A 15259-nucleotide genomic window follows, 5' to 3' on the forward strand; every position below is an offset into this window, starting at 1 on the left:
ACCATGGCACGCCCGGCCCGAATCACAGCCAAACATGCACGCGGCCGCGCGTGCGGAGAATAGTATGAGCGACGCACTGATCGCCACGTCCAGCGAAGCCCCGCAATCCCCTGCTGACTACGACCCGACCCGCAAGCAGAAGTCGGCCGACAAGACCGCACGCATCCCCATCAAGATCGTTCCCGCCGAAAAGCTCAAGAAGCCGGAGTGGATTCGCGTCAAGGCTGCCACCGGCAACTCGCGCTTCTACGAGATCAAGGACATCCTGCGCGCCAACAACCTCGTGACGGTGTGCGAGGAAGCCAGCTGCCCGAATATCGGCGAATGCTTTGGCAAGGGCACGGCCACGTTCATGATCATGGGCGACAAGTGCACGCGCCGCTGCCCGTTCTGCGACGTCGGCCACGGCCGTCCGGACCCGCTGGATGTCAACGAGCCCGGCAACCTGGCGCGCACGATCGCCCAGCTCAAGCTGAACTATGTGGTGATCACCAGCGTGGACCGCGACGACCTGCGCGACGGCGGGGCCCAGCACTATGTGGACTGCATCTCGCAGACCCGCGCGCTGTCGCCGGATACCCGCATCGAGGTGCTGGTGCCGGACTTCCGCGGCCGCCTGGAAAAGGCGCTGGACGTCCTTCAGGTCGCTCCGCCCGATGTGATGAACCACAACATGGAAACGGTGCCGCGCCTGTACAAGCAGGCCCGCCCGGGCGCGGACTACGCGCACTCGCTCAAGCTGCTGCAGGAATTCAAGCGCCGCAACCCGAACGTGCCGACCAAGTCGGGCCTGATGGTCGGCCTGGGCGAGACCGACGAGGAAATCCTCGACGTCATGCGCGACATGCGCGCCCATGACATCGACATGCTGACGATCGGCCAGTACCTGGCGCCGTCGAACCACCATCTGCCGGTGCTGCGTTACGTCCATCCGGACACCTTCAAGATGTTCGAGGAAGAGGCGTACAAGATGGGCTTCACGCACGCCGCCGTGGGCGCGATGGTCCGCAGCTCGTACCACGCCGACGAGCAGGCGCATCAGGCCGGTTTCGCCTGATCGCTGCTGCGCCGCCAGCGCAGTACCCCAACCGGCCGGGTCTCCCCCGGCCGGTTTTGTTTTTCCGGCAGGCATTTCGCTGAATGTCTGGCCGCGACCCTTCGGCGCTCCTTTCAATGAGCGCTTCAAAAGTCACTTATTCCCCTTCATGGCGCGATCTTGTCGCTAACGGTGCGTAAACACCTAGGGTCAACCCCGAGTGCTGGGCGTGCGCATGTTTCGTTATGATGAATTTATCGATAAATCGTCGATGAAATTCGAATCAGTCACTTCGGAGCCATCGACGACCCGCACCTTCGGTCTTGCGGCGCCTACACTGCCTTGACCTGGGTCCGCCCCCATCACACCGGTTGCCGATATGCCCCAATGCACCGTCCATCGTCTGGCCGAGCAGGCGCTGCTCTATAGCGTGGCGCCGCCGGCGTCGCTCGACGTCCAGCGTCGCATCTGGGCCATGGCCGAGCGCGCCGCCGACTGGCGCGGCGTGGTCGACGTCGTGCCAGGGATGAACAACCTCACCGTCGTCTTCGACGAGACCGCCGACGTGGCCGCGCTGGAGCGTAATCTCAAGCTCGCGTGGGCGTCCGGCGAGACGCGCAATGCCACCGGCAAGCTCGTGGAAATCCCCGTGCGCTATGGCGGCGAGTTCGGCCCGGACCTGGCCGACGTGGCCGCGCACACGGGCATGACGCCGCAGGAAGTGGTGCGCCGCCATGCGTCGGGCGAGTATGTCGTCTACTTCCTGGGCTTCCAGCCTGGCTTCGCCTATATGGGCGGCATGGCCCCGGAACTGGCCACGCCGCGCCGGCGGGAACCGCGCCTGGCCGTGCCGGCGGGCGCCGTCGGCATCGGCGGCGAGCAGACCGGCATCTATCCGGCCGTGCTGCCGGGTGGCTGGCAACTGATCGGCCATACCGACGCCCAGCTCTTCGTGGCGGATCGTGATCCGCCGTCACTGTTTGCGCCGGGCGATACCGTGCGCTTCGTCGTCGAGGAGTACCTGGCGTGATTGAAATCATTCGTCCCGGCGCGCAGGCGTCGGTCCAGGATCTGGGACGCGTGGGCTTCCGCCGCTTTGGCGTGGGGCGATCCGGTGCGGCAGACAGCCTGGCGCTCCAGGTGGGCAACCGCCTGCTGGGCAACGAGCGCGGCGCCGCCGCCATCGAATTCACGCTGGGCCGCGCGTCCGTCCGTTTCGATGCCGACATGCGCGTGGCGCTGACCGGCGCCGACTGCGGCGCGAACCTCGACGGCGTGCCGGTCTGGTCGTGGCATGCCTTCGACGTGCACCGCGGCGAGACCCTGACGCTGCCGTCGCCGCGCGGTGGCACCCGCACCTATCTCTGCGTGGCGGGCGGCATCGACGTGCCGATGGTCATGAATTCGCGCAGCACGGACCTGAAATCCGGCTACGGTGGGTTTGAAGGCCGCGTGCTGCGCGAGGGCGACCGCCTGCCCGCCGGCCGTCCAGGTCTCGACGAGGAGCGCGACTGGCTGGGCGTGGCCGGGCCAGGCTGGTCGCTGCCGGCGAACCGCATCGACAACGCCTGGGTGATCCGCATGCTGCCGGGCCCCGAGTACCCCGATTTCGAACCCGACGCGCAGGCCGCGCTGTGGCAGGCCGACTGGACGATCACACCGCAGAGCAATCGCATGGGCCTGCGCCTGCAAGGTCCGGCGCTGGCGCGCCGTGCGGACCGCTCCGGCGACCTGCTGTCGCATGGCGTGGTGCCGGGCGTGATGCAGGTGCCGCCGGCCGGCCAGCCGATCGCGCTGATGAGCGACGCCCAGACCACGGGCGGCTACCCGAAGATCGGTGTCGTGATCGGTGCGGACCTGTGGCGGCTGGCGCAGGTGCCGCTGGGTGCCTCGGTCCGGTTTGCGCAGGTGACGCTGGAGGAAGCGGCCGCCGCGCAGGCGGAGCTGGATCGCTACCTGCGCCAGATCGACCAGGCGCTGCAATGGCAGGGCGACGGCATGAAGATCGCCGCGCGCCGGCGTACCACCACGCGCTTTGTCGCCTGAACCTGTCGCCGGAATGCACGTCACGCCATCCGCACCATCCACGAATTCCCCGCGCTTCCAGGAATCCCACCACCCCCACACGCCCGGCTCGCGCCAGACGCGGCCCGCACAAGGAGAACGCAAATGCAAATCGACCTGAACGCTGACCTGGGTGAAGGCTGCGGCAACGACGAGGCGCTGCTCGCGCTGATCAGCTCCGCCAACGTGGCGTGCGGCTGGCACGCCGGCGATGCCGCCACGATGCTGCAGACCGTGAAATGGGCGCTGGCCAACAAGGTGGCGATCGGCGCGCACCCGAGCTTTCCGGATCGCGAAAACTTCGGCCGCACCGAGATGCAACGCGATCCCGAGGCCGTCTACGCCGACGTGCTGTACCAGATTGGCGCGCTGGACGCGATGGTGCGTGCGCAGGGCGGCGAGCTGGCTCACGTGAAGCCGCATGGCGCGCTCTACAACATGGCCGTGCGCGACGACAAGCTCTGCGAAGCCATCGTGCGCGCCGTGCGTGACTACGATTCCGATCTCGTTTTCTTCGGTCTGGCCAGCAGCCAGATGATCACCATTGCGCGCGAGGCGGGCCTGCGCGTGAAGGAAGAAGTGTTCGCCGACCGTGGCTACAACCCCGACGGCACGCTGGTGAAGCGCGGCACGCCCGGCGCGCTGCACGACGACGAGGAAGTGGCCCTGAACCAGACGCTGACCATGGTGCGCGAGCAACGCGTGCGCGCCATCGACGGCACCTGGGTACCGATTCGCGCCGAAACCGTGTGCCTGCATGGCGACGGCGCCCACGCGCTTGCCTTTGCGCGCCGCATCCGGGAACGGCTCGGCGCGGAGGGCATCGCCATCCGGGCCGGCGACTGACGGGACGACCCCCGGCTGCGCTGGTTTTGCTCCATCACACTTATTGGTGTTTCCTATGGAATCGGCTGTCAATCTTTGGCCCCTGCTCGGGGTCGGCGTCATCATCATTGGCTTTGTCCTGCGGTTCAATCCCATGCTGGTGGTGGCGCTCGCCGCCATCGCCACGGGGCTGGCCGCGTCCATGCCGCTGACGCAGATCTTCACCGCGATCGGTACCGCCTTCGTCAAGGCGCGCAACCTGCCGCTGATCATCCTGTTGCCGCTGGCCGTGATTGGCCTGCTGGAGCGCCACGGACTGCGCGAGCATGCGCAGGCGTGGATCTCGCGCATTGCATCGGCCACCGTGGGGCGCCTGCTGATCGTCTACCTGGCCGTGCGTGAACTCACCGCCGCGGTGGGCCTGACGAGCCTGGGCGGTCATCCGCAGATGGTGCGTCCGCTGCTGGCCCCGATGGCCGAAGGCGCGGCGGAGAACCGCTTCGGCCACCTGCCGGAGCCGGTGCGCCAGCGCATCCTGGCGTTCTGCGCCGCCACCGACAACGTCGGCCTGTTCTTCGGCGAAGACATCTTCGTGGCGTTCGGCGCCATCGCGCTGATGCACACGTTCCTGCTGTCGTCGAACATCGACGTGGAGCCGTTGCATATCGCCGTGTGGGGCATTCCCACCGCGATCTGCGCGTTCCTGATCCACGCCGTGCGGCTGAGGCGCCTGGACGGCTGGCTCGCACGCGAGCTGGGCGGCAAGACCGCCACGAGTACGCCGGCGGCCGCCGGCGCTGGTGCCAAGGTCGGGGAGTAAGCCATGATCGTATCCATCAACTATCTCTACTGGCTGGCCGGCCTGGTGCTGGCGATTACCGCGCTGATGACGTTCACGGACAAGACGCACCCGCGTCGGCTGTCCACGGGCCTGTTCTGGCTGCTGTACGCCATCATCTTCCTGATCGGCGACAAGATCCCGCCGGCCATCGTCGGCGTTGCCGCCGTGGTCATGGCCCTGATCGCCGGGTTTGGCGGCGTGGGGCACGGCAAGCATGGCACCCTGCCCGAGGCGGAGCGCCGCGCCAGCGCAAAGCGCCTGGGCAACAAGCTGTTCATTCCCGCGCTGCTGATTCCGGCCGTCACCGTGCTGGGCACCGTGCTGTTCAAGGACGTCAAGATCGCCGGCCTGGCGCTGCTGGACCCCAAGAACGTGACCTTCGTGTCGCTGGGCATCGGCTGCCTGATCTCGCTGGCCGTGGTGTGCTGGCTCACGCGTGACACCGCGGTGCAGGGCATGCGCGAATCTCGCCGGCTGATCGAGTCGCTCGGCTGGGCGCTGGTGCTGCCGCAGATGCTGGCCATGCTGGGCCTGGTGTTTGCCGATGCCGGCGTGGGCAAGGCCGTGGCGCACCTGACCACCGCCTACATCAACATGGACTACAAGCTGGTGGCCGTGGCGGTGTACTGCATCGGCATGGCGCTGTTCACGGTGATCATGGGCAACGGCTTTGCCGCGTTCCCGGTGATGACTGGTGGCGTCGGCGTGCCCATCCTGGTGGGCATGTTCCACGGCAATCCGGCGGTGATGGCGGCCATTGGCATGTTCTCGGGCTACTGCGGCACGCTGATGACGCCGATGGCGGCCAACTTCAACATCGTGCCCGCCGCGCTGCTGGAGCTGGAAGACAAGAACGCGGTGATCCGCGCGCAGGTGCCCACCGCCCTGTGCATCCTGGTCGCCAATATCTTCCTGCTGTACTTCCTGATGTAATCCAAAGGGCCCGCCATGCGCACCGTGCTGCTAACCGGCTTCGAGCCGTTCGAGAATGAACCGGTCAATCCGTCGTGGGAGGCGGTACGCGCGCTGGATGGCCAGCAGGTGGGCGACGCCGTGATTGTCGCCCGCCAGCTGCCCTGCGTGTTCGGAGCGGCCATCGATGCGATGGCGGCCTTGCTGGAGACGCTGAAGCCCGCGCTGGTCATCGCCGTCGGGCAGGCCGGCGGCCGGACCGAAATGTCCATCGAGCGGGTCGCGATCAATGTCGACGATGCGCGCATTGCCGACAACGCCGGCGCACAGCCCATCGACACGACGATTGCCGGCGATGGCCCCGCGGCCTATTTCGCCACGTTGCCGATCAAGGCGATCGTGCGCGACCTGCGCGCGGCGGGCGTGCCGGCAATGGTGTCGCAGACGGCGGGCACCTTCGTCTGCAACCACGTCTTCTACGGGCTGATGCACGCGATTGCGCGCCAGGGCCTCGCCGCCACGCGCGGGGGCTTCATTCACATCCCATATCTACCGGAGCAGGCCGCCCGTCATCCGGGCGCGCCGAGCCTGGCGCTGGAAACGCTGGTGACGGGATTGAGGGTAGCCGTGGATACCGCGCTGGCAACGGATACCGACATCCGCGTCCAGGGCGGCCAGCTTCACTAAGACGTACGGCGTGACTTCGGTGGTTTCGATTTCGGCGGCTGGTCCATGGCCGCTGCCACGGCGCGCGCCGTGGCACGCCGGCGCGCACGCCGCTGCAGCCGCCGCCGCAGGCCGGCTTGCTCGAAGCGCCACGCGATATAGCAGAAGGCCATGAACGGCCATAGCCAGCCGAGCCATTGCGCCAGGCTGTTGAAATGGATAAAGCGGCCCATGCGCCAGCCCTGCTCGGAGATCCACGCATAGGGATTGGGCGGCAGCACGTTGGTCAGGGCGACCAGGGCCGCCAGCGCCAGCGTCGCCAGCATCGCCCGCAGCCAGCGCGGCAGGCGCAGCAGCAACACCAGCACCAGCGAACTCGTCAGCAGCGCAAAGCGCCCACCCTCGGACAGCCAGTTGAAGGCGTTGTCATCCGGGAACTGCAGCTCCGCCACCGCCGCCTTGATGATCAGCGCGCCCGTCAGCAGGCCCGCCAGGATGCGCAGCATCGGGGCGGTTCGCCGCATGGCAATCGACGCGAACAATCCCGTGCCAATCCAGCTGCATGCGGTCACCAACGTTTCCAGCAACTGCTGCGCCTGCATGTCGTCCGGACGCAGGCCGATGTCTTCCTGCCAGTCGAGCAGCGACGGCACATAGGTTTGCAGCAGTTCCATCGGCCATGAGTCGGGGTCCGTCAGCCATTCGCGCACGATGCCGCCCATGCCGAACAAGTGCTCCTGCGGAAAGACCTGGGCGAAGGGCCACAGCATTACCAGGATGATCGCAAAGCTGGCGTGGGGTTCGAACCACGCCATGCGCAGCCGCGTGAGCGTGCCGCGATCGATCAGTGCGCTCGTGAACGGTGCCACCATCGCGGCGCCCAGCAGCGCGCCCAGCGCATTGGTGATCAGGTCGATATTGGAGGGAATGCGGCTGGGCAGCCAGGTTTGCAGCGCTTCCATCACCGCCGACAGCAAGGCCCCGGCCACGAGCGCGATCAGCGTGGCGCGCGCACCGGAGACGCGCGGGTGCAGCGACAGCACGACCAGCGCACCGAACGGACAGTAGCCGAGCACGTTGGTCAGCAGGTCGAACTCGGTGATATAGCGCGGCTTTGGCGCGGTCAGGTAGGCAAACGGCGAAATGCCATTGTCGACCCAGCCGGTGAACGGATAGAGGCTTGCGTAGACCACCAGCAGCGTGAAGCAGATCAACCCCACACGCGCCAGCGGCGAGTGGCGGGGCAGCCAGCCATCCAGCTCAGCCTGGCGCGGGTGCAGCGGCGGGCTGGGCGGTTGGGGAGGTGGGGGTGCGGCCAGGGCCATGACGGCAGTGTCTCTTACAACAAGGAATCCTTGCTCACGCGCTTATTCACGCGCTTGCTCACGTGCAGACGTCGGCGAGGTCGGCGACGACGCGGATGTGGATGCAGGCTTCGGCGCGGGTGGGCGCGTCGCTGGCGGCGCCACGTTCCGGCCCGGCGGCGCCGCATCCGGCGATTGCGCCGGCCCGCTGGCGGCCGCGGCGTCCAGTGGCAACGTGGCGGTCCAGTCGAGGATCGCCGCGATCACGGCGTCGCTGCCGGCCGACAGCGCGCGCACGCCGCCCGCGCCGTCGGCGCTGGTGGCTGGCTGCTCGGCGACAAACGTCTTCTGGCCGATCAATCCCTTGTGATACACGGTCGCGCGCGCGCGGACCACGCCGCGGCTGGCTGTGGGGCTGTCGAACACCTGCTCGAAGGCCAGCACGTCCACCCTGAGCGCCGGCACCGAGGTGTCGCCAGACCAGGTCAGCGCGCCGCGTGACGCGACGGCCTCGCGCAGCCGGTCATCGAACAGCCGGGTCGGCGTATCCACCCATCGCTGCGTGGCGTAGGCCTGCAGCCGCTGGGCTTGCGTGTATTGCAAACGGTAGTAGATCCCGTGGCCATCCATCCAGATCGGGCCTTCGGTCTGCGCGACGCGCAGCTTCGGCAAGGGCGCCGGCGACTGCGACGGCGTGGCGGCCAGCGGACCCAGGTCGTACGTCAGTGTCGGCGGCGGGGACGACAGCGCGCTGCAGCCGGCCAGCCCGACCAGCGCCACCGTCAGCGTCAGGTAGGTGGCGAAGCGCGCAGCGGGCCTTGCGAGGGCGGGAGCAGACGTCATGGCGATGTCTCGGTCAATGGAGGAGCGCCGTGTCACGGCGTGCGGAATCCCGGCTCGCCCGGACCCGGCGCAGGCGAGGGGCCACCAAACAGCACGCTGCTCGGGCGATCGTTGAACTGGCCGGCGGCCCGGTCGATGCTGCGCGCCGTCTGGCGGGCATCGCGCGCCAGGCCGTTCAGTTGCGGCAGTGTTTCCTGGTTGACGATGCCGGCGGTGGATTGCACCGAATCCGCCGCGCCCTGCAGGTTCTCGCCGACGCGGTCCACGGTACGCATCACGGTGCCATTGGGGTTCGCCACCTCATCGGTCAGGCGGCGCGTGGAGGCCAGCGTGGCATTGAGGTTCTCCACGGCCTGCGGCAGCCTGGCGGCGGCAGGCTGCAGCGATGCCGACAGCCGCGAGTAGTCCTCGGCCGTCTTGTGCACGGCGCGGATCGCGCCCATCAGCGCGTCGCGGTTGATGGTCTGGAACATCTCGTTGAGCGATGCCATCAGCGTCTCGGTCTGCGTCAGCAGCGAATCCCCGCGCTTTTCCAGTTCCTCGAAGAAGCCCGGGCGCATGACGATGCGCGCCGGTGTGCGCGCCGTGGTGGGCAGCCGTGGCGAGCTCTGGGCAGCGCCTTCCTCGCGCGCGGTGTCGTCCAACTGCACATAGGCAATGCCGGTCACGCCCTGGAAGCCCAGCGTGGCGTAGGTGGTGCGCGTGATCGGGGTGTCCTGGTTCACGCTGATGCGCACGATGATCTGGCCCGGCACCTGCGGGTCGAACTTGATCGACAGCACCTTGCCCACATCGAGCCCGCGATACTTCACATCGGCCTGCGGCCCCAGCCCGTTCACCGTGGACCGCGTGATGAGGTCGTACGGCACGCGCACGGCGTGGTCGCTGCTGAACCAGAACAGCGCAAACAGCACCAGGATGGCCAGGCCGATGGTGAACACGCCGGCCAGGAAGGCGTTTGACTTGTTTTCCATCAGGATTCTCCGGAGGGCAGGCGCGCCGCGTCGCCAGTGGGGGCGGGCAATGCCTGCATCGCGCGCTGGGCACGGTCGCCCAGGAAATATTCGCGAATGAACGGATGATCGATCTTCACCAGTTCGGGGATCGGGGCGGCGGCCAGCACCTTGTGGTCGGCCAGCACGGCCACGCGGTCGGACAGCGCCACCAGCGTGTCCAGGTCGTGCGTGATCATCACCACGGTCAGGCCGAGCTCGCGGCGCAACTCACGGATCAGCGCGACGTAGTCGTCGGACGCCATCGGGTCCAGGCCGGCCGTGGGTTCGTCGAGGAAGACCAGTTCCGGTTCCAGTGCCAGCGCGCGCGCCAGCGCCACCCGCTTGATCATGCCACCGGACAGGTCGGAGGGCTTCTTGTCCGCGTCCTTCGCCGAGAGGCCCACGAGCTGCAGCTTGAGCAGCGACGCCTGGCAGATCAGGTTGTCGGGCAGTGCGCGAAGCTCCCGCATCGGCAGCGCGATGTTGTCGATCACGGAAAGCGCCGAGAACAGCGCGCCGCGCTGGAACTGCAGCCCCCAGCGATTGCGCAGCGCCTGCAACTGGGCCGGGCGCAGCGTCGAGGGGCTTTCGCCGAAGACCTTGATCGACCCGGATGTCGGGCGCTCCAGCCCCACGATCTGGCGCAGCAGCACGGTCTTGCCGGTGCCCGACCCGCCGACGATCGACAGGACTTCGCCGCGGCAGACGTCCAGGTTCAGGCCGTCATGCACGAGGTTGTCGCCATAGCGCTTGACCAGGTTGCGGACCTCGATGATGGTCTCGCCGCAGGCCGGTGTCGTAGGCATGGGCGCGTTCATATTCCCACTTCCTTGAACAGGATGGCGAAGATCGCATCGGCCAGGATCACCACGGTGATCGATGTCACGACCGATGCCGTCGTGCCTTCGCCGAGGCTCTGCGTGTTGGGCTTGATGCGCAGGCCGAAGTGGCACGCGGTCAGCGCGATCAGCATGCCGAACGCCACGCCCTTGCCCAGGCCGAGCCACAGGTTGGCCACCGGCACCGCATCGGGCAATTGACGCAGGAAAAACGAGAAGCTGATGCCGAGTTGCAGCCGCGCGGCCGTCATGCCGCCAAGAATTGCCATCAGGTCGGTCCATGCCACCAGGAGCGGCATCGACACCGCCAGCGCGATCACGCGCGGCATGATCAGGCGGAAGCCGTGCGAGATGCCCATCACGCGCATCGCGTCGAGTTCCTCGGTCACGCGCATCACGCCGATCTGCGCGGTGATGGCGGACCCGGAGCGGCCGGCCACCAGGATCGCGGCCAGCACGGGGCCCAGCTCGCGGATCACGGCCATGCCGAGGATATTGACGATGAACGTGCTGGCGCCGTAGCTCCGCAACTGGTTGGCGGACAGATAGGACAGCACGATGCCGATCAGGAAGCCGACCAGCGCGGTGATCCCCAGTGCCTTGTAGCCGACGTTGTAGACATGCGCGGAGATCTCGCGCCATGGCCCACGGTGCGGGGCGCGCAGGAAGCGCAGCAGGTCGAAGCTCAGCTGGCCGAGCATCGTGACGCCAATCGCCAGCTGGGTGAGCATCGACAACAGGCTCGCGCCGAGGATCGTGACCGGGTTGAAGCGGTCCACGATCTTCTTCTTCCAGCCCTCGGTGCGCAGGTTGGCGATGCGGTCGAACACGCGTCGCTGGCCTTCGTTGATGGCGACGCGCTCCGGCATCTTGCCGTTCCAGGCCTGCCAGATCAGTTGCGCGCCGATATGGTCCAGGCGGGTGACGTCGGACAGTGACCATTCCGCGTGCTGCGGGGCCTCGGTCAGCGCATGCAGCTGCGCGCGCAGCCCGCGGGCCTCGTGGCAGCCGGCAAGCGCGAGCGCCGTCCAGTCCCCCTGCAGTTGTACGCTGAAGGCTCCGTCCTGGCGCGAAATCTCGATGGCGGGCGTCGGCTGGCGATCCAAATGAAGATGGGGCGATGTGATGGGGGAGTCTCGATTCTATGCTACCGGCCGTGACGTGGCGACCGGATGTCTGCTCACATCGCCACGGACGCTTGTCCCGCAAGGGCTGGCGGGCAATCGCGGGCGGCGCGGATACAATCTCGGCTAACCACGGTCCGTGCCGGATCGTGCGCGGCACGCCTCACCTGTGACGGCCTGCCGGTGCGCGAGGTTTCCCGGCCAGCCCGATTTTTCACACGCCGATCCACTTTTCGTGCCCCCGCATGCCCGCTGTTCCTGACCGCCCCGTTTCCGCCATGGCCGATGACGCCGCCGCGTTGCCGTCCTGGCGCATCGATGCCCATGGCCTGCGCACCGCGCTGGCCACCGGACCGGCGCGCGACTGGATGGTGGAGGTGATTGAGGAGACAGGTTCCACCAACGCCGACCTGACGCAGGCCTGCCGCACGGCCGACTGGTCGGAACAGGCGCGCGTGCGCGTGGCCTATCGCCAGACAGCGGGTCGCGGACGGCAGGGCCGGCCCTGGCAAGGGCAGGCGGGGCTGACGTTCTCGGTGGCCATGCCGCTGGCACTGGCGCCCGCGCAATTGAGCGGGCTCTCACTGGCCGTCGGACTGGCGCTGGCGGAGGCGCTGGAAGACTGCGACGCGGCGCTCGGGGCCCGCGTGGGCCTGAAGTGGCCAAATGACTTGCAGATCGATGGCCGCAAGCTGGCCGGCATCCTGATCGAATCGGTCCCGGCCGGGCCACGGCGCGTCTGGGCCGTGATCGGCATCGGCCTGAACCTGGTGCGCGATGCGCGCATGGAGGCCGCGCTGGGCCGCGAACTGGCGGGCGTGGCGGAGGCGCTGCCGAGCTTCCTCCCGTCGCGCGACCCCACGCGCATCCTGGGCGCGGTGGCAAACCGGCTGGCCGCGATGCGGCTGGCGTTCCTAGAGACGGGCTTCGCGCCGATGGCCCCGCGATGGTCCGCGCGCGACGCCTTCCGCGACGAACCCGTGCGATTGCTGCACGACGGCACGCTGCTGGCCGAAGGGCTGGCGCGCGGCGTGGATGGTGACGGTCATCTGCTGCTGGAAACGGCGGATGGATTGCAACGCATCGCCAGCGGCGAAGTTTCGCTGCGCGGAGCCGCGGCATGAGCGCCCGTCTGCTAATCGATATTGGCAACACGCGCCTCAAGTGGGCGTGGTGCCTGGCGGACGCCGGCGCGCTGCCGGCAACCGGCGTGCTGCCCACACCCTGGCAGCACGCGGGAGCCGCCGCCCACGCAGCGCCTGCGGAACTGGCGACGCTGGTCGGTACGTGGCATGGCCTGGCCAACGGCGAGACTCCCGCCGTATGGATCGCCAATGTGGCGGGCGCGGCGATTGCCACGGAGGTCGAGGCCACGCTGGCCAGTGCCTTCGGCACGCTGCCCCCGCTGCAATGGGTACGCACGACGGCGGCCTACGGCGACCTGAAGAACGGCTATCGCGAGCCCGCGCAACTGGGCGTGGATCGCTGGGTCGGCAGCATCGGCGCGCATCGCTGGCTGCCCGGCGAGACGTTGCTGATCGTCACGGCCGGCACCGCGACCACGCTGGATATCGTCACGGCGGGCCCGGACGGCGCCCGCTTCGAAGGCGGCCTGATCCTGCCCGGCCTGGCCCTGATGCTGGGCACGCTGGCGCGCAACACGGCGCAATTGCCGGAACTGGACGTGCTCGACACCGGTGCCGGGGCCGCGCGCGCGGTGCGAGCGTTGGGCGCAGACAACACACACGATGCCATCGCCGCCGGCTGCCTGGCCGCGCAGGCCGGTGCCGTCGAGCGTTCCTGGCGTGCGCTGGGGGAACGCGGGCCCGTCCGTTGCCTGCTTTCGGGCGGCGCGCGTCATGCGTTGGCCGGAGCACTCGCGATGCCGGTCGAGATGCACGATAATCTCGTGCTGCTTGGACTGCACGCGATGGCAACGCACGCGTGAGCACGTCCGTCGCATTCCAGACTCCGCATCCCCAAACCGATTGCTTCCATGCCCCAGAGACGCCTGACCGTCCTGCTGCTGATCCTGCTGCTGCTCAATGCGATGCTGCTGGCCGCCGTGCTGGGCGCATTCGGCCTGGAGCCGCTGGCCGGATGGCTGGAAAGCCCGCGCGAGCCGCAGCGCGTGGACCAGCAGGTCCGCCGCGAACGCATGCAGTTGCAGCCGCCGGCGGGCAGCGAGGCCGCGGCGCCGGACGTACCGCGAACTCCGGGCATGCCGAACCTCCCGGGCACCCCAGGCGGAACAGCCGGTGCGCCGCGCGGCGCGCTGCCGGGCCACGTGACGCTGGCTGCCGCCCTGACACCCGAGGATGACCGATGCGTGGAAATGGGCGGGTTCTCGATGCAGACCGTGCAGCGCGCGAAGGAAGACCTCGCCGCGATCGCTGCGGGGAGCCAGATGCCGGTGGAGCAGTTCGAGCGCACCGAGCAGGTCCGCTGGTGGGTCCACCTGCCTGCCCAGCCGACGCGGGAAAACGCCGATCGCAAGCTGGCCGAGCTGCGTCGTCGCAAGGTGACGGATGTGTCGGTGGTCAGCAGCGAGGAGCCCGAGTCCTATACGGTTTCGCTGGGCTTGTTCCGGGAGCGCGAGCGGGCCGACAAATTCCTGGAATCGTTGCGCACGCAGGGCGTACGGACCGCGCTGATTACCGATGCGCCGCGCCCGGTATCGCGTCTGTGGCTGCGCGTGAAGCAAGCCGACGATACCGTGCGGGCGCGTATGGATGAAGTGCGCCAGCGTTATGGCGCGGAAGTGCTGCAGGCCTGCAAGCCGGCGGCAGTGCCGCCGCGCAATCCCGCGGGGACGCAGGCACGCGGCGACAGCAACGCGGCCGCGCGGGCTGCGGGCTGATCGCCGCTACCAGGGACCAGGGGCGCCATCGGCGCGGGGGCTAACGAGCCCGCGCCGCCACCATGTCTAGCGCTGCTGGCGGACCTTGGTCAGCAGCTTGGTGGTCGAGCGGTCGTGCAGGAAGTTGATCGCAAACGCCTGGCCGCCCCAACTGCGGACGAGCCGGGTTTCCTCGAGCGTGTCGATGTCGTAGTCGCCGCCCTTCACATAGATGTCCGGCCGGACCAGCCGGATCAGTTCCACCGGGGTTTGCTCCCGGAACATCGCAACCAGATCCACCGACGCCAGCGCCGCCAGCAGCGCCATGCGGTCGTTCTCGTGATTGAGCGGCCGGTCGTCTCCCTTGCCCAGCATCTTCACCGACGCATCGCTGTTGACGCCCACGACCAGGCTGGCGCCCATGTCGCGCGCCTGCGCCAGATAGGTGGCGTGGCCGCGATGCAGGATGTCGAACACGCCGTTGGTGAACACCAGCGGGCGCGGCAGGGCCGCCACGGCAGCGTGCAGCGCGGCGGCATCGTCGGCGGGAACCAGCTTGGATTCGAAGGCGGGAGCGGTCATGAGTGGCGGAGTGCGAGTGGGGTGCGGCAAGCCGCAAGCTTACCGGATCGGCGCCGATCGGCGTGGATAGGTGTGGGGTCGGCGCGCGGCGGCGTCTGAAATGAAAAACCCCATCGCAGCGATGGGGTCTTCGGGCACAACCAGTGGGAAGGGCGTCAGGCCTGTGCCGGCTGGGCGCCGCCGGCCTGCAGGCTGGCGTTCAGTTCCTTGCGGTAGCGGTTCAGGTCCTGGACCGTATCRAACGTGCGCTCGAACAGCAGCGACATGTTGTGCAGGATCCGTTCGATAACCTTCTTTTCCCAGCCTTCGTCAAAGCGGATCTGCTCGTCGAGCCAGTGCTCGAGCCAGTCCGGGTCCGGCAGGCGCGACTGCACCGTGTCGCGGGGGAA

Annotated in this window: 15 protein-coding genes and 2 pseudogenes; 10 read left to right on the forward strand and 7 right to left on the reverse strand. The window is 68.2% G+C overall.

The genetic code is table 11. The features are described from left to right. Positions 1 to 64: 64 nt before the first annotated feature. From lipA to pcp, 7 genes are all read left to right on the forward strand, one after another. Complete coding sequence (gene lipA, locus AC1DOX_RS26680; protein WP_441624078.1) at positions 65 to 1057, forward strand: lipoyl synthase; 993 nt, start codon at positions 65 to 67, stop codon at positions 1055 to 1057. A gap of 358 nt (positions 1058 to 1415) precedes the next feature. After that, positions 1416 to 2066: a 5-oxoprolinase subunit PxpB gene (gene pxpB, locus AC1DOX_RS26685; RefSeq protein WP_092138296.1), complete on the forward strand. Its 651-nt coding sequence runs from the start codon at positions 1416 to 1418 to the stop codon at positions 2064 to 2066. Next, complete coding sequence (locus AC1DOX_RS26690; RefSeq protein ID WP_441624081.1) at positions 2063 to 3082, forward strand: 5-oxoprolinase subunit C family protein; 1020 nt, start codon at positions 2063 to 2065, stop codon at positions 3080 to 3082. Before pxpB ends, AC1DOX_RS26690 begins: the two co-directional genes overlap by 4 nt. Positions 3083 to 3205: 123 nt before the next feature. Continuing rightward, a complete protein-coding gene (gene pxpA / locus AC1DOX_RS26695; RefSeq protein ID WP_092138294.1) occupies positions 3206 to 3946 on the forward strand; it encodes a 5-oxoprolinase subunit PxpA in 741 nt (246 codons plus the stop codon). 55 nt (positions 3947 to 4001) lie between these two features. Next, a complete protein-coding gene (locus AC1DOX_RS26700; protein WP_092138293.1) occupies positions 4002 to 4745 on the forward strand; it encodes a DUF969 domain-containing protein in 744 nt (247 codons plus the stop codon). A gap of 3 nt (positions 4746 to 4748) precedes the next feature. Next, positions 4749 to 5699 carry a DUF979 domain-containing protein gene (locus AC1DOX_RS26705; RefSeq protein WP_441624084.1) on the forward strand — a complete coding sequence of 317 codons (951 nt, stop codon included), beginning with the start codon at positions 4749 to 4751 and terminating at the stop codon, positions 5697 to 5699. Between the two features lie 15 nt (positions 5700 to 5714). Beyond that, a complete protein-coding gene (pcp, locus tag AC1DOX_RS26710; RefSeq protein WP_441624086.1) occupies positions 5715 to 6365 on the forward strand; it encodes a pyroglutamyl-peptidase I in 651 nt (216 codons plus the stop codon). Here the strand turns inward: pcp and AC1DOX_RS26715 are convergent. The 5 genes and pseudogenes from AC1DOX_RS26715 to AC1DOX_RS26735 form a co-directional block, all read right to left on the reverse strand. Continuing rightward, complete coding sequence (locus AC1DOX_RS26715) at positions 6362 to 7669, reverse strand: VanZ family protein (RefSeq protein WP_092138290.1); 1308 nt, start codon at positions 7667 to 7669, stop codon at positions 6362 to 6364. The two genes, pcp and AC1DOX_RS26715, sit on opposite strands and share 4 nt — an antisense overlap. A 168-nt stretch (positions 7670 to 7837) precedes the next feature. Beyond that, positions 7838 to 8491: pseudogene (locus AC1DOX_RS26720) on the reverse strand (ABC-type transport auxiliary lipoprotein family protein); the annotation flags it as partial. 32 nt (positions 8492 to 8523) lie between these two features. Continuing rightward, positions 8524 to 9465, reverse strand: a complete 942-nt coding sequence (locus AC1DOX_RS26725; protein ID WP_441624090.1) for an MlaD family protein — start codon at positions 9463 to 9465, stop codon at positions 8524 to 8526. After that, positions 9465 to 10292 (reverse strand): ABC transporter ATP-binding protein, encoded by an 828-nt coding sequence (locus tag AC1DOX_RS26730; RefSeq protein ID WP_441624092.1) that lies wholly within the window; start codon positions 10290 to 10292, stop codon positions 9465 to 9467. The genes AC1DOX_RS26725 and AC1DOX_RS26730 overlap by 1 nt, the downstream gene beginning before the upstream one ends. Positions 10293 to 10300: 8 nt before the next feature. Beyond that, on the reverse strand, positions 10301 to 11431 hold the full coding sequence (locus AC1DOX_RS26735; RefSeq protein ID WP_441624094.1) for an MlaE family ABC transporter permease: 1131 nt from the start codon (positions 11429 to 11431) through the stop codon (positions 10301 to 10303). 263 nt (positions 11432 to 11694) lie between these two features. Between AC1DOX_RS26735 and AC1DOX_RS26740 the strand changes: the two genes are divergently transcribed. Genes AC1DOX_RS26740 through AC1DOX_RS26750 form a run of 3 tightly spaced genes read left to right on the forward strand, consistent with a single transcriptional unit; the run spans position 11695 to position 14309 of the window. Continuing rightward, entirely contained in the window at positions 11695 to 12573 is an 879-nt protein-coding gene (locus tag AC1DOX_RS26740) for a biotin--[acetyl-CoA-carboxylase] ligase (protein WP_441624096.1), read from the forward strand. Beyond that, positions 12570 to 13397 (forward strand): type III pantothenate kinase, encoded by an 828-nt coding sequence (locus tag AC1DOX_RS26745; RefSeq protein WP_441624098.1) that lies wholly within the window; start codon positions 12570 to 12572, stop codon positions 13395 to 13397. Before AC1DOX_RS26740 ends, AC1DOX_RS26745 begins: the two co-directional genes overlap by 4 nt. A gap of 48 nt (positions 13398 to 13445) precedes the next feature. Next, positions 13446 to 14309: an SPOR domain-containing protein gene (locus AC1DOX_RS26750; protein WP_441624100.1), complete on the forward strand. Its 864-nt coding sequence runs from the start codon at positions 13446 to 13448 to the stop codon at positions 14307 to 14309. A 66-nt stretch (positions 14310 to 14375) separates the two neighbouring features. Here the strand turns inward: AC1DOX_RS26750 and rfaE2 are convergent, their stop codons facing one another. Continuing rightward, positions 14376 to 14870 carry a D-glycero-beta-D-manno-heptose 1-phosphate adenylyltransferase gene (rfaE2, locus tag AC1DOX_RS26755; protein ID WP_441624102.1) on the reverse strand — a complete coding sequence of 165 codons (495 nt, stop codon included), beginning with the start codon at positions 14868 to 14870 and terminating at the stop codon, positions 14376 to 14378. Between the two features lie 155 nt (positions 14871 to 15025). Further along, positions 15026 to 15259 (reverse strand): annotated as a pseudogene (locus AC1DOX_RS26760) (ferritin-like domain-containing protein); the annotation flags it as partial.

It is taken from the genome of Cupriavidus sp. 01L415 (genome assembly GCF_056400065.1).

Excerpts from the sequence above, each read along its gene's own strand:
- lipA (WP_441624078.1), top strand. The coding sequence starts at position 65 with ATGAGCGACGCACTGATCGCCACGTCCAGCGAAGCCCCGCAATCCCCT.
- pxpB (WP_092138296.1), top strand. The coding sequence starts at position 1,416 with ATGCCCCAATGCACCGTCCATCGTCTGGCCGAGCAGGCGCTGCTCTAT.
- pxpA (WP_092138294.1), top strand. The coding sequence starts at position 3,206 with ATGCAAATCGACCTGAACGCTGACCTGGGTGAAGGCTGCGGCAACGAC.
- AC1DOX_RS26700 (WP_092138293.1), top strand. The coding sequence starts at position 4,002 with ATGGAATCGGCTGTCAATCTTTGGCCCCTGCTCGGGGTCGGCGTCATC.
- AC1DOX_RS26705 (WP_441624084.1), top strand. The coding sequence starts at position 4,749 with ATGATCGTATCCATCAACTATCTCTACTGGCTGGCCGGCCTGGTGCTG.
- pcp (WP_441624086.1), top strand. The coding sequence starts at position 5,715 with ATGCGCACCGTGCTGCTAACCGGCTTCGAGCCGTTCGAGAATGAACCG.
- AC1DOX_RS26715 (WP_092138290.1), bottom strand. The coding sequence starts at position 7,669 with ATGGCCCTGGCCGCACCCCCACCTCCCCAACCGCCCAGCCCGCCGCTG.
- AC1DOX_RS26725 (WP_441624090.1), bottom strand. The coding sequence starts at position 9,465 with ATGGAAAACAAGTCAAACGCCTTCCTGGCCGGCGTGTTCACCATCGGC.
- AC1DOX_RS26730 (WP_441624092.1), bottom strand. The coding sequence starts at position 10,292 with ATGCCTACGACACCGGCCTGCGGCGAGACCATCATCGAGGTCCGCAAC.
- AC1DOX_RS26740 (WP_441624096.1), top strand. The coding sequence starts at position 11,695 with ATGCCCGCTGTTCCTGACCGCCCCGTTTCCGCCATGGCCGATGACGCC.
- AC1DOX_RS26745 (WP_441624098.1), top strand. The coding sequence starts at position 12,570 with ATGAGCGCCCGTCTGCTAATCGATATTGGCAACACGCGCCTCAAGTGG.
- AC1DOX_RS26750 (WP_441624100.1), top strand. The coding sequence starts at position 13,446 with ATGCCCCAGAGACGCCTGACCGTCCTGCTGCTGATCCTGCTGCTGCTC.
- rfaE2 (WP_441624102.1), bottom strand. The coding sequence starts at position 14,870 with ATGACCGCTCCCGCCTTCGAATCCAAGCTGGTTCCCGCCGACGATGCC.